General features: G+C 62.1%; 12 protein-coding genes. 4 read left to right on the top strand and 8 right to left on the bottom strand.

Annotated elements, in window-relative coordinates:
- Positions 1–259: 259 nt before the first annotated feature.
- The gene (locus IEG05_RS09390; protein WP_003294652.1) at positions 260–841 is read right to left on the bottom strand and encodes a superoxide dismutase; all 582 of its coding nucleotides are present in this window, start codon (positions 839–841) and stop codon (positions 260–262) included.
- A 400-nt stretch (positions 842–1,241) separates the two neighbouring features.
- Entirely contained in the window at positions 1,242–1,850 is a 609-nt protein-coding gene (locus tag IEG05_RS09385) for a LysE/ArgO family amino acid transporter (protein ID WP_046621015.1), read from the bottom strand.
- Positions 1,851–1,940: 90 nt separating this feature from the next.
- On the opposite strand from IEG05_RS09385, the gene IEG05_RS09380 reads away from it, so the two are divergent.
- Positions 1,941–2,831 carry a LysR family transcriptional regulator ArgP gene (locus tag IEG05_RS09380; protein WP_046621014.1) on the top strand — a complete coding sequence of 297 codons (891 nt, stop codon included), beginning with the start codon at positions 1,941–1,943 and terminating at the stop codon, positions 2,829–2,831.
- Between the two features lie 4 nt (positions 2,832–2,835).
- On the opposite strand, the gene IEG05_RS09375 is transcribed toward IEG05_RS09380, so the two are convergent.
- Positions 2,836–3,105, bottom strand: coding sequence for a hypothetical protein (locus tag IEG05_RS09375; protein WP_046621012.1), 270 nt, complete (start codon positions 3,103–3,105; stop codon positions 2,836–2,838).
- A gap of 359 nt (positions 3,106–3,464) precedes the next feature.
- Between IEG05_RS09375 and IEG05_RS09370 the strand changes: the two genes are divergently transcribed.
- The gene (locus IEG05_RS09370) at positions 3,465–4,370 is read left to right on the top strand and encodes an ATPase (protein WP_191121982.1); all 906 of its coding nucleotides are present in this window, start codon (positions 3,465–3,467) and stop codon (positions 4,368–4,370) included.
- Positions 4,371–4,427: 57 nt separating this feature from the next.
- Here the strand turns inward: IEG05_RS09370 and IEG05_RS09365 are convergent, their stop codons facing one another.
- Positions 4,428–6,350: an autotransporter domain-containing SGNH/GDSL hydrolase family protein gene (locus tag IEG05_RS09365; RefSeq protein WP_046621009.1), complete on the bottom strand. Its 1,923-nt coding sequence runs from the start codon at positions 6,348–6,350 to the stop codon at positions 4,428–4,430.
- Positions 6,351–6,689: 339 nt separating this feature from the next.
- Between IEG05_RS09365 and IEG05_RS09360 the strand changes: the two genes are divergently transcribed.
- On the top strand, positions 6,690–7,886 hold the full coding sequence (locus IEG05_RS09360) for a GGDEF domain-containing protein (protein WP_046621008.1): 1,197 nt from the start codon (positions 6,690–6,692) through the stop codon (positions 7,884–7,886).
- A 3-nt stretch (positions 7,887–7,889) separates the two neighbouring features.
- Here IEG05_RS09360 and pncB read toward each other — a convergent pair whose 3' ends face one another.
- The 4 genes from pncB to hmpA all read right to left on the bottom strand — a co-directional run bounded on the left by pncB (position 7,890) and on the right by hmpA (position 11,250).
- Positions 7,890–9,092, bottom strand: coding sequence for a nicotinate phosphoribosyltransferase (gene pncB, locus IEG05_RS09355; RefSeq protein WP_046621007.1), 1,203 nt, complete (start codon positions 9,090–9,092; stop codon positions 7,890–7,892).
- Positions 9,093–9,381: 289 nt separating this feature from the next.
- Positions 9,382–9,552, bottom strand: a complete 171-nt coding sequence (locus tag IEG05_RS09350; protein WP_003299895.1) for a con-10 family general stress protein — start codon at positions 9,550–9,552, stop codon at positions 9,382–9,384.
- 234 nt (positions 9,553–9,786) lie between these two features.
- Positions 9,787–10,020, bottom strand: a complete 234-nt coding sequence (locus tag IEG05_RS09345; RefSeq protein WP_191121981.1) for a hypothetical protein — start codon at positions 10,018–10,020, stop codon at positions 9,787–9,789.
- Between the two features lie 51 nt (positions 10,021–10,071).
- Positions 10,072–11,250 carry an NO-inducible flavohemoprotein gene (gene hmpA, locus IEG05_RS09340; protein ID WP_191121980.1) on the bottom strand — a complete coding sequence of 393 codons (1,179 nt, stop codon included), beginning with the start codon at positions 11,248–11,250 and terminating at the stop codon, positions 10,072–10,074.
- A 273-nt stretch (positions 11,251–11,523) separates the two neighbouring features.
- Here hmpA and IEG05_RS09335 point away from each other — a divergent pair, with 273 nt between their 5' ends.
- Positions 11,524–11,748, top strand: a complete 225-nt coding sequence (locus IEG05_RS09335; RefSeq protein ID WP_046621001.1) for a DUF2188 domain-containing protein — start codon at positions 11,524–11,526, stop codon at positions 11,746–11,748.
- Positions 11,749–11,770: the final 22 nt, after the last annotated feature.

Genomic DNA, 11,770 nt, shown 5'->3' with positions numbered 1-11,770 from the left:
CGGTTGCGGAAGTATTGTTAGTCATTCGGCAATCGTCAAAGGCAATTAAACCAATAAGTCAGCAAGCGCCGACTGTGCCGGCAGTACGACTTAGGATGCAAGCCCAAAGGCGTAATCCTAAGGAAACATTGCGCGTCGATTACCGATACCGTAAGACGAATTTTTTTCCGGGCTGCAAATGTATAGCGGCAGGCGACACCGAACCCTTAAATGAAAATGCCCGCAACAAGTGCGGGCATTTTCGTTAGCGCTGGGTGGCTCAGCCGGCGAAGTTCTTCGCGACGAAGTCCCAGTTGACCAGGTTCCAGAACGCTTCGACGAACTTCGGACGAGCGTTGCGGTAGTCGATGTAGTAGGCGTGTTCCCATACGTCACAGGTCAGCAGTGGCTTGTCACCTGCAGTCATCGGGTTGCCGGCACCGATGGTGCTTGCCAGACCGAGGCTGCCGTCGGACTTCTTCACCAGCCAGGCCCAGCCGGAGCCGAAGGTGCCGATGGCGGTCTTGGTGAACTCTTCCTTGAACTTGTCGAACGAGCCGAAGGATGCGTTGATGGCATCGGCCAGCGCGCCAGTCGGCTGACCACCGGCGTTCGGCGCCAGGCAGTTCCAGAAGAAGGTGTGGTTCCAGACCTGGGCGGCATTGTTGAAGATGCCACCGGACGAGGTCTTGATGATGCTTTCCAGATCCTTGCCTTCAAACTCGGTGCCCGGGATCAGGTTGTTCAGATTGGTCACGTAAGCAGCGTGGTGCTTGTCGTGGTGAAACTCGAGCGTCTCGGCGGACATGTGCGGCTCGAGAGCGTTCTTTTCGTACGGCAGCGGCGGCAATTCGAAAGCCATGATGTATCTCCTACTCAGGTGTCGAGGATTGATGCGGCCAGCTGGAAGGAGCGTGCGAGGCGTGCCGGCGATACCGGTGAGCAGGAGCGAATGTGCGTCCCACCCTGACCTCTGTCGTTCCCTTCGCTCGCTACATGCTTGCGCAATCTCTGGCCGTTCACGGTCGGCCGAACAGACAGACTGAAGCCTTCCGCTCCATGTCTGCGAGCCAGCGATCATAGCACCCGACCTGCGGCAAAACCACGCGGCAACTGTATGGAATATAGGTTCCAGAGGGGTTGGCGAGGCGAAGCAGCGGATGCAAACAACTGGCTGCGCCTTGCGTGGACCGCGCCGTCGGGCCGGGCGTTCCTTGCGACCTGCAAAAATGGCGCGCGGCCGGTTGTCGCGCGCCAGGGCGTCAGCTGGCGAATGCGAGCTGTGTGGCAATCGCGAACATCATGGCGGCGACGCCGAGGTCGATCAGACGCCAAGTCAGCGGGCGGGCCAGCCAGGGTGCAAGCCAGGCGCCACCGAGCGCAAGGGTCATGAACCACAGTGTCGATGCACTGGCAGCGCCCAGTGTGTAGGCGCCTGGCTCGGGCTGCTGTGCGCCGAGTGAGCCGATCAGTACCACTGTATCGAGATAGACGTGCGGATTGAGCAACGTCACCGCCAGCGCGGCCAACAGCACCGCACGCAGCGGTCGCGGCTGCGCATCAGCGCTGCGCAGGCTCTGTGGCTTGAACGCGCGACGCAGCGCCAGGGTGCCGTACCAGAGCAGGAAGGCGACGCCGCCCCAGCGCGTGATCTCCAGCAGTAGCGGGTTGTCCGCCAGCACCGCTGCCAGTCCGAATACACCGACGCTGACCAACAGTACGTCACAGAGGATGCATAGCGCCGCTACTGGCAGATGGTGCTCCCGGCGCAGGCTTTGCGCGAGCACGAACGCATTCTGCGCGCCGATCGCCATGATCAGCCCCGCCGCGACCAGAAGGCCGTTGATATAGCTTTGCCAGATTGCATTCATGCCGCACGCCTCGTCCGATTTACTGGCGAGTCTGGGCAGTGGGGCGTTATAAGAGAAACAAATTCTCTTCAGGGTGCATTAGGAATACTGATGTTCGATTACAAATTACTCGCGGCGCTTGCGGCGGTTGTCGAGCAGGCGGGTTTCGAACGAGCCGCGCAGGCGTTGGGGCTTTCGCAATCGGCCATATCCCAGCGGATCAAATTACTCGAGGCGCGCGTCGGCCAGCCGGTGCTGCTGCGCGATACGCCGCCCCGGCCGACCGAGCTGGGTCAACGATTGCTCAACCATGTGCAGCAGGTGCGCTTGCTCGAGCGGGACCTGCAAGGGCAGGTCCCGGCGCTGGACGAAAATCGCCTGCCCGAGCGATTGCGTATTGCCCTGAATGCCGACAGCCTGGCGACCTGGTGGGCCGGCGCGGTGGCGTCGTTCTGCGCCGAGCATCGGGTGCTGCTCGATCATGTGGTGGAAGACCAGGCGGTCGGGCTCAAGCGCATGCGCGCTGGCGAGGTCGCAGCCTGCGTGTGCGCGGCGGAACGACCGCTGGCAGGCGCGCGCAGTCAGTTTCTTGGGGCGATGCGTTACCGCGCGCTGGCCAGTCCGGTCTTTGTCGGTCGGCATTTCCAGCGACCGGCAGCCGCTGCGGATCTGGCTCGGGTGCCTGCCGTGGTGTTCGGCCCGGATGACCAGCTGCAACACCGCTACATGGCGGCAGTCGGAGGAGGAGAGGCGTTCGTCCATCACCTCTGTCCGTCGTCTGAGGGTTTTGTGCGCCTGCTGCAGAGCGGGCTTGGCTGGGGGTTGGTGCCGGAGTTACAGGTGCGTGGCGAACTTGCGCGCGGGGAATTGGTCGATGTGCTGTCCGGACCGCCGATCGACGTGCCCTTGTATTGGCATCACTGGCGTAATGGCGGGCAATTGCTCGACGAGCTGACCCGGCATCTGGTGCGTTGCACCAGCGACTGGTTACTCGTCGAGTGAGCGCTCAGGCGAGCACGCGCTGGCCCCGGTAAATGCGTACCGTGGCGCCGCTGTTGGCTGCGCGGGCTGGAGGTGGTGGTGCCGGCAACCGGTCACTGAACGCGGCGAGCTGACTTCCGAGTTCGCGGGTCAGCTCATCGTTGGAATTCATGCACCCGGCAAGCATTGCCGTTACCGCATCCGGTTGGTCGAGATGGATGTCGAGTTGCTGCTCATCGCGAAGTCTGCGTCGCAGGTTGCGCATACAGTCGATAACCGCCTTGTTCAGCTCCATGCTGTGTTCCTCGTGAATTGCCCTAAGGCCCAACATCCCTGTCGGAAGTGTCTATCCGCTGGCAAGAGAGACAGAGCAAGTGGCGTACCAATTTCCGGCGTCGCTGCGCGGTTTTTGCATCTGGCAGGCGAAGCGCCCGGCTGGCGAGGCCTGCAGACTGCCCGTAGGCGATGGTCACCGCTGTGGTGCCTGTTCGCGGGGCTGCCGAGTGCGCCATTCGATGCACCGTGATGCGTATCACAAGCGGCGCACTGCTCTACCACGGTGCATCTGCTCCACCGGCGCGCCGTCACTGATGGGCACGCCCTGAATCGTTATACTGCGCGCTGTATTTCGCACCGCGCCATTGAAGGTACCCCATGCGCAACGATGCTCACGACGAACTGGACAACATTCCCAGCCTGACCGCAGGCCGTGACCGCGTGGAGCCCTATCCGGCGCCGGATCTCGAGCCGATCCGCAGAACCGCCGATGAGCCTGTGGATGACGGGCGCTCCCGCCAGAAACGTCGCCCTGCAAGCACTGCTGGCAAGGTGAGCACGGCGCCGCTGTGGGTCATGGTGCTGGCCCTGCTCCTCAGCCTTGGCGCGCTCGGCTGGTGGAGTTATCAGAAGATCGCCATGCTGGAAATGCAGCTGGTCGCCACCCAGGAAAGCTTCGCGCGTATCAGTGAGGATGCCGCGGGACGACTGCAGGACATCAGCGGGAAAGTCGTTGCGACCGAGTCCAATGTGACTACGGAAAGCGAGGCGGTGAAACTGCGCATCAAGCAGCTGGAGCAACAGGCCATCGATCTTGACCGCAAGCAGCAGGCCTTCGCCACCGAGCAGCAGAGCCTGACCGGCAGGCAGGGCAATCAGGACCGCCGGATGGACGAGCAGGGCACGCGCCTCGAACAGCTCGGCACCGATCTGCAGGCCCAGCAGCGCAGTACGGCAACCCTGGCAGAGAGCGTCAAAGCGCTGGGCAGCGAGCAGGCTTCGCTCAAGTCGGCGCTGGACGAACAGGCGAAGCTGGCCGGGCGGGTCGACAGCCTGAGCAAGGACATCGCGGCGCTTAAGCAGAGCGGTAACCAGAGTCAGGCGATCAGCAGGCTGGAGCAGGACATCCTGGTGCTGCGCAGTGAGCTGGACAATCGGCCGGCCCCTGCACCGAACGCGATCAATACCGCCGAGTTCGACTCCTTCCGCGCCCAGGTCACCCGCACCATCAATGCCATGCAGGGGCAGATCGCCAATCTGCAAGGTCAGCTCCACGGACGTTGACCGGGCGCCAGCCGCCGCGCGTATTGCGCGACGGCGGCCTTTCGCGCTCTTCAGGCCTTACAGGTCCCAGGCCAGCGACAGCCCCACTCCGTGGTCGCGGTTATCGTTGCCCCGGTAATGGTAGTTGGCGCGCAATGCCAGACCTGGAGTCAGACGGTGCGCCAGGCCCACGCTGAAGCGCGTCTGGTCGCCGGTCGGTACCGCGCCCGGCAGCTCGAAGCTGTTGCCCGACACGCTGTTCAGCGACATGCGCAGGTCACGCCGATCCTCGTCCTCGCGCTCCACCTCCCGGGCCACTTCGCCGAATAGCCGCGTGCGTTCGCTCAGCGCATAGTCGCCGAACAGGCCGAGTGAGAGACGCAGCGAATCCAGTTCCTGATCGTCATAGCTCAATGCAGTGGAACGCTCGCCCTGCTCGCTGTAACCGTCGACTTCGACCTTCTGATAGCTGGCACCGACGAATGGGCCGAACTGGAGTTGATCGCCTGGCTGCATCAGGTTGAAGCCAGCCTTCGCCGCCGCGCCCCATAGCGTGCCTTCGGTGTCACCCTTTTCCGTGCGCTCGCTGATGCCAAGGGCGAACGTACGCTTGAGGTCGTGGTAGTCCAGATACCCGGCGCTGAGGCTGAAGTCGGCGAACAGACGCTGGTGCTCGTAACGGGCGAAGGCCGTGGCCAGGTAGCTGCGCATGTCGTACTCGGAGTCGTTTCTGCCCAGTTCCAGCGAGTTTTCCGCCAGGCCCAGGCTGACGCCGGCCAGCCACGTCTCACTCAAACGCTGGGTAACACCAAGCGACAGGCTCAGACCGCTACCGTCACCGCCACCGTAATCGTCGTACTCAGGCCGGTTGTAACCACCCTGGACGAAGGTGCGCCAGGCGCCGACCGCCTGCCAGTCGCCGCGCCGCGCAGACAGTTCGTTGTCCAGTTGCTGCAGGTGAGCGCGCAGTGCCGAGTGGCCCATTTCCGGTAGCAGGGATACTTCCCAGGGCGCGGAAATGATCGAGTACAGGTAGTCGGCACTGATCTGATGAACAGCGGTTGTTGGATGCACGCCATCATTGAACATTAGACGATTCGGGTCGGGTGCGGTGCCACCGATGCTGTAGGTCGGGTCAGGCAAGCAAGGGGCCGTCGAGGATGAGGGGTCGAAGCACACGGCTGTCTGCGGCACGTTCGGGTCGAAGCCGAAGGCGGCCAGGTCTGCACGTACCTCGGCCAGCAATAGCCGGTTGTTGACCAGCACATAGTTGCCACCCTGGGCTTGCAGCTGTTCTGCCAGCGCCGCGTTGAACTGGTCGCTTAGAAAGTTGAGTGTGGCAGCTCCGCCCGGACCAGCGGTGGCACCTAGTGGCGTGATGCCGACGTCCGGCAGATCGGAGACGATGATGTAGCGCGCGCCCGCGGCCTGTAGTGCAGCGACGCCAGCCACCAGATTACCGGCGGCGTCAGCCATCGTGACCGGGTTGGTGCCGAGCTGGAAGATGTCGTTACCGCCGCCGTTCAGGTAGTAGAGAGCATTGCTGTCGACGCGCGGGTTCTCGACCAGATAGCCAGGCCGGGTCCGGGTAGAGCCGCCCGCGGAAACGGTCGAGTCGAGGGTGATCGAATCGAGAATCTGGTCGGTGCGGTAACCGCCGACGGCATAGTTGGTGCCGTCCGGATTGCCTGTGAGGACTGCCGGTAACAGCGGCGTGGAGGGTAACGATTGAAGGCCCAGCATGCTCGCCAGGCGTTGCGTGCCGACCTCGCCGATATATTCGCCGGCACCGTAGGTAGGGCCGGTGCGGTTGGTGAAGCGCAGACCTCCTGTAGGGTTGCCCCCGAGTGTCGGGCTTTGCAGGTCGGGAAAGTTGCCAGCATCGCTCAGCGAGTCGCCGAACACGACGAACTGACTGAACGGGCCGTCATTGGCGATGGCCGCGTCTGTCGCGCAGGTGAGTAGAACGGCTGCCGCAAGCGGTTTGAGGGCGCTCTGCACGGGTAACTCCTTATTGTTCTTTTTGTTTGGATGCATCGCTCGCACATGCGCGGGCGATCCGGCCACGCTATTGGGAGCCGCCAGCGGGTATAAGCGCCCGAAAGGGCGATTTTTCCAAACGGTAGATCGTTCTTAGGAGTTACTTGCAGCTTCGATTTCATTGTCCTGGCTCAAGGGTTTTTGATGGCCAACTGATACCATTCGCCGCGCTTGCGTTCTGTGGACGCCCAATGTGCCGCCGAACGGTGATGCGTTGAGACGGATATTGAAAAGCAGCGAGCGGCAACCGGAGCCGTCCGCTGTGTAAAGAACCTTCCCTGCCTGGGAGCACAATAATAAATGCCATCGATTCTCGACCTGCTGCGCAGTCGCCTGAGCTCGTTGCTGCCCAGCGAACTCAAGCCCAGCGAGCTTCGCCATCTGCTGAGCCCGCGACGCCATCCACTGCTGCTCTGCCAGCGCCGCGCGACCTTGATTGTCAACCGCGTTCGCCTGTTCGCCTTTCTGTTCGCAGTGCTCACCCCGCTGTGGAGTTTGATCGATCTGATGGTGTTCGAGCCCAAGCTGTGGGCAGCGCTGGCCGGTTTTCGGATGATGGCGTGCCTGGCGTTCACCTGCCTGCTGCTGTTCTACCGTCCGAGCGGCAATCTGCTCGATGCCTATCGGGCGATCGCGATCCTGTTCGCCATTCCGACGATCTTCTACATCGCCTCGCACACCTTGCTCGGCAGCTATCAACTGGCGCAGTTCTCCGCGGTGGTCGGCGCCGGCTATGCCTTTCTGCCATTCGTGCTGATGGCCGGGCTGACCATTTTCCCGCTGACCCTGGTGGAGAATCTGGTGCTCTCCAGCCTGTTGCTGCTGGCCCAGGCGCTGGCTGGCTATCTCAGCTGGGCGACGCTGAACTGGCCGTCGTTCGCCGGTGCCTTCTGGCTGCTGATCCTGATCGCCGGCGTCGCCAGCCTGGCCAGCATGAGCCAGCTGGCGTTCATGTTCGCGCTGGTGCGCCAGGCCATCCGGGACCCGCTCACCGGGGTCTTCTCTCGCGGCAGCGGCGAGGAGATCCTTCGGCTGCAGTGGGACAGCGCACAGCGCAAGGATGGTCCGCTGGCGCTGGCATTCATCGACCTTGACCACTTCAAGTCGATCAACGACAACCATGGCCACGAATCCGGCGATCAGGTCCTGCGCGAGGCGGCCAGGCGTCTGGTTGCGACGCTGCGAGGCTCCGACAGCCTGCTGCGCTGGGGCGGCGAAGAGTTCCTGCTGATCATGCCGGAGACCGACATGCAGCAGGCGCACATGGCGCTCGAGCGCATCGTTGGCCAGGGCCTCGGCGTGCGGCCGGACGGTGCGCCGCTGACGGCGAGTATCGGGTTGGCCGAGCGCCGTTGCGATCAGGTGGCGGACTACCGGGATCTGCTGGAGCTGGCGGATAAGCGCATGTACTACGCCAAGGCGAGCGGGCGTAATCGCCTCTGCGCTATGGAACCGGAGGCTGTGCAGCCGCCGCAGGCATTTGCCGTGGGTGGCTAGTCGTCAGCCATTGGCCAGGCCGAAGACGTGCCGCATGTAGCTGACGAATGCCTCGTCGCGGCACATGGTCTTGCCCGGAGAGTCGGAGATTTTTGCCACCGGCTGGCCATTGCAGGCGGTCATCTTGATGACCATGTTGGTCGGCTCCACGCCCGGGATGTCGCAGGTCAGTCCGGTGCCGATGCCGAAACTCGGATTGCTGCGCCCGATCAGCGCGCGATGGATTTCCAGCGCTCTGGCCAGGTCCAGGCCATCGGAGAAGATCAGCTGGCGGGTTTTCGGATCGATACCCAGGCGTTGGTAATGCGTGATGGCTTTCTCTGCCCATCGCAGAGGGTCGCCAGAGTCATGACGCAGGCCGTCGAACAGCTTGGCGAAGTACAGATCGAAATCGCGCAGGAAAGCATCCATGGTGATGCAGTCGGTGAGCGCGATGCCCAATGCCCCACGATATTCGCGAACCCAGCAGTCCAGCGCCGCAACCTGGCTGTCGATCAGCCGTGGGCCGAGTTGCTGGTGCGCCATGATCCACTCATGGGCCATGGTGCCCATCGGCTTCACATTCCGCGTGCGTGCCAGATGCACATTGCTGGTGCCGGCGAACCGGCCGGGAAAATCGCATTGCAGTCGGTCCACCACCATCGCCTGCACGGCAAAGGAGAAACGACGGCGTGTGCCGAAATCCGCCAGGGTGAAGCTGGCCAGTTCGTCGCTGCTGGCCTGGCTGCGTAGCCAGTGCAGCTTCTCATCCAGCCGGTCGCGCGCCTGGGCCAGCGTCACCGCCGGGTAGCGCGCGCGGTTGCGCACCTCGCTGACGATGGCCAGCAGCGGCACTTCGAACAGGATCACATGGAGCCAGGGGCCGCGCAGGTGCATCACCAGCTCGCCGTCCTCGATGCTCACCTGCAGATAACGCAGATCGAAACGGAACAAACCGAGGAAGCGGATGAAGTCGGGCTGCATGTAGGGGATGCGCTCGAGGTAGGCCAGCTCCTCGGTTGTCATCTGCAGCTCGGCAAGCGCCTCGATCTGCTGGCGGATCTCGTCGAGGTAGGGCGTCAGGTTCTCACCGGAGCGGCTGCGGAATGCCCACTCCACCTCCGCGTTCGGATAGTGATGCAGCACTGCCTGCATCATGGTGAGCTTGTAGAAATCGGTATCCAGCAGGCTCTGGACGATTCGTTCGGAAAAGGCGCTGCTGTTCATCGACCGCTCCAGCTTGAAATGCCTGTCGATGATATCGACAAACGGCAAGGGATGCAGGTCATCGTTATAAGTTGGGAATGAATAAAATAACGGCAGATATCAGCTTCTGCCTGGCCGTCGCTTTGCGCAAACGGCTTAAAAATATAATTCCGCCGGCTATACATCGTTCGGATAGCAATATCGCATTACTTTGCAATTTCGTTTTTTGATTATTCGCTTAAAAGATTGAATGGAGAAATGAAGAAGGGGAGGGCCGTACGGCGCCTGCCCCTCTTCATTTCTTCAGCTTTTAGCTGCTGCGGCCACCGCCGTGGCTGTTCTGGCCACCCTTGCGTCCGGCCTCGGAGGCCTTCTCGCGGTCGTTGGCGAAGTTGCCGCCGCTGTTGTGGCCACCCTTGCGGCCGGCCTCGGAAGCTTTCTCTCGATCGTTGGCGAAGTTGCCAGGATTACTATTTGCCATGTGTTTTTCTCCTCAATTGGATAGACACGTTCACAAACGGCTGAAAGAGAGAGATCAATCAGCCTCACAGTGTCAGAGGAAGACTTCAGGCAAGAGTTTCGGTGAATTCAAAAGTGTAGACGAATGGTTTTCCCCATGTTGCGTATGACTATGGCGGACTGAAATTACAGGCGAAGCGGCAAAGTTGCAGGAACGAATTAGGATTATCCGAGCGCGGACTTATCCAACCGCGCCTCAGGCCGCAAGTTTCGTCTTGCGCTCGGCCAGAAGGCGCATCACGTAGCCGATCTTCAGCGCCGTGGGGCCGAGGATGACCAGCGCATGGGCCGCGATGATGCTGCCCATCGCCAGATGTCGATCGAACAGGTAGGCGCCGCTGATGCCCAGCAGCAGGAGCAGTATGCCTCCGACCATCAGCGCATTTGCGGCGCCCATCAGGCGTTGTGGGGAAGCTGAGTGATAAAGCATGACTGAATCTCCTTCGGGGAGAGGCTCGCGCCGGGCGAGCCTCCGAATGGATCAATCGAGTGCCGAAGCTGGACCGAAGAACTCGTAGCGGGTTTGCTGTTCCGGCACACCGAGCGACTTCAGCTGACGGCGGACGGCAGCCATGAAGGGTTTCGGCCCGAGGAAATAGGCGTCCACGTCGCGGTCTTCCGGTAGCCACCTGCCAAGCTGTTGCTCGGTCAGGCGGCCAACGGCATCCGGCGCGGCATCTGCGCCGTCGTGCTCCTCATAGCAGTAGAAACGCTTGAGCTGGGCGTGACGCTCGGCCAGCGCGTCCACGCTGCGGCGGAACGCATGCACGCCGGCATTGCGCGCGCAGTGAATGAAGTGCACCGGTCGTGCGCTGGCCAGAGCCTGTTCCAGCATCGCCAGGGTAGGCGTGATACCGACGCCGCCGCTGATCAGCACCAGGGGCTTGTCGCCCGGTTCGAGGGTGAACTCGCCAGCCGGCGCGAACAGCTCCAGCACGGCACTTTCGGGCATTGCATGCAGCGCGTTTGAGGCGACGCCGCCGGGCTCGCGCTTGACGCTGATGCGGTATTCGCTGCCATTGCTGGCGGCGGACAGCGAGTAGTTGCGGCGCACCTCCTGGCCGTCGACCTCCAGGCGCAGGCCGATGTACTGGCCGGGCAGAAAGTCCATCAACGCGCCGCCATCTTCCGGCTGCAGGTGAAAGGAGGTGATCTCTGCGCTTTCGACGGTCTTGCGCGCAATGCGAAAACGCCGCGCCCCCCGCCAGCCACCATCCGCGTCGGCCTTCATCTGGTAGAGATTCTCCTCCTGACCGATAAGGATGTTGGCGAGTTGCTGGTAGGCGGCGCCCCAGGCGTCGATCACGGCGTCGGTAGCGATCTCGTCGCCGAGCACTTCGCGGATCGCCCGCAGCAGGCAGGAGCCAACCAGCGGGTAATGCTCGGGCAGCACCTGCAGCGCGACATGCTTATTGATGATCTGAGCGACCTGCGGACCGAGGGCGTCGAGCCGGTCGATGTGTTTGGCATACATCAGCACGCCGTTGGCCAGCGCACGCGGCTGTTCACCGCTGGCCTGGTGGGCCTGATTGAACAGCGGGCGCACTTCGGGGTGTTCACTCAGCAGCAGGTTGTAGAAATGGGTGGTCAAGGCCTCGCCGCCGCTTTCCAGCAGCGGCACGGTGGCTTTGATAAGGGCAGTCTGTTCAGCGCAAAGCATTGCTAACTCCTCTGATGGGAAAGTCGTCCTGTATTCGCGGGGCGAACACGAAACGTTCTGCCATAGAGGCTTTCAACAATCGTTCCAGGTCGAAAATTGACTTGAATCAAGGTTTGCAGGGTGTGCGAGGTAAAAAGAACCTCGGCTTTACATGGTGATATGGACCTTAAAGGGTCTAAATTACCTTGGCGGTGACGATCGAACCTCGCCCGCTGGCAGCTTTCTTACCAGGGGCGATCCGCGATATTTCATTCAACAGCAGGAGAGAGGGCCATGGAGACCTACCACATCACCCACGAAGATGACCGCTGGGTGTTACGCGAAGAAGGCGATCAGCGCGCGTTGCTCGAAGCCGGGAATCGACAGGACATTCTCGATGAGACGCGCGACTACATGAAGCTGCGTACTGCGCTGGTGAATGTCCACGGCGACGACGGCAGCATCGAGGAGGAGCATCGCTACCCGCAGGAGCAGAACCCGCTGGAGACCAAGGGCTGACCGCTTGGCCATTGTGCGCTGG

The sequence above is a fragment of the Stutzerimonas kunmingensis genome, assembly GCF_014764705.1.
GTDB lineage: Bacteria > Pseudomonadota > Gammaproteobacteria > Pseudomonadales > Pseudomonadaceae > Stutzerimonas.
Note: the sequence above shows the minus strand (reverse complement) of the source record. Positions and strands in the feature narration are given on the sequence as shown.

Bases quoted from the DNA above. Each gene is read 5' to 3' on its own strand.
- IEG05_RS09390 (WP_003294652.1), bottom strand. From the start codon at position 841: ATGGCTTTCGAATTGCCGCCGCTGCCGTACGAAAAGAACGCTCTCGAG.
- IEG05_RS09385 (WP_046621015.1), bottom strand. From the start codon at position 1,850: ATGAATGCAATCTGGCAAAGCTATATCAACGGCCTTCTGGTCGCGGCG.
- IEG05_RS09380 (WP_046621014.1), top strand. From the start codon at position 1,941: ATGTTCGATTACAAATTACTCGCGGCGCTTGCGGCGGTTGTCGAGCAG.
- IEG05_RS09375 (WP_046621012.1), bottom strand. From the start codon at position 3,105: ATGGAGCTGAACAAGGCGGTTATCGACTGTATGCGCAACCTGCGACGC.
- IEG05_RS09370 (WP_191121982.1), top strand. From the start codon at position 3,465: ATGCGCAACGATGCTCACGACGAACTGGACAACATTCCCAGCCTGACC.
- IEG05_RS09360 (WP_046621008.1), top strand. From the start codon at position 6,690: ATGCCATCGATTCTCGACCTGCTGCGCAGTCGCCTGAGCTCGTTGCTG.
- pncB (WP_046621007.1), bottom strand. From the start codon at position 9,092: ATGAACAGCAGCGCCTTTTCCGAACGAATCGTCCAGAGCCTGCTGGAT.
- IEG05_RS09350 (WP_003299895.1), bottom strand. From the start codon at position 9,552: ATGGCAAATAGTAATCCTGGCAACTTCGCCAACGATCGAGAGAAAGCT.
- IEG05_RS09345 (WP_191121981.1), bottom strand. From the start codon at position 10,020: ATGCTTTATCACTCAGCTTCCCCACAACGCCTGATGGGCGCCGCAAAT.
- hmpA (WP_191121980.1), bottom strand. From the start codon at position 11,250: ATGCTTTGCGCTGAACAGACTGCCCTTATCAAAGCCACCGTGCCGCTG.
- IEG05_RS09335 (WP_046621001.1), top strand. From the start codon at position 11,524: ATGGAGACCTACCACATCACCCACGAAGATGACCGCTGGGTGTTACGC.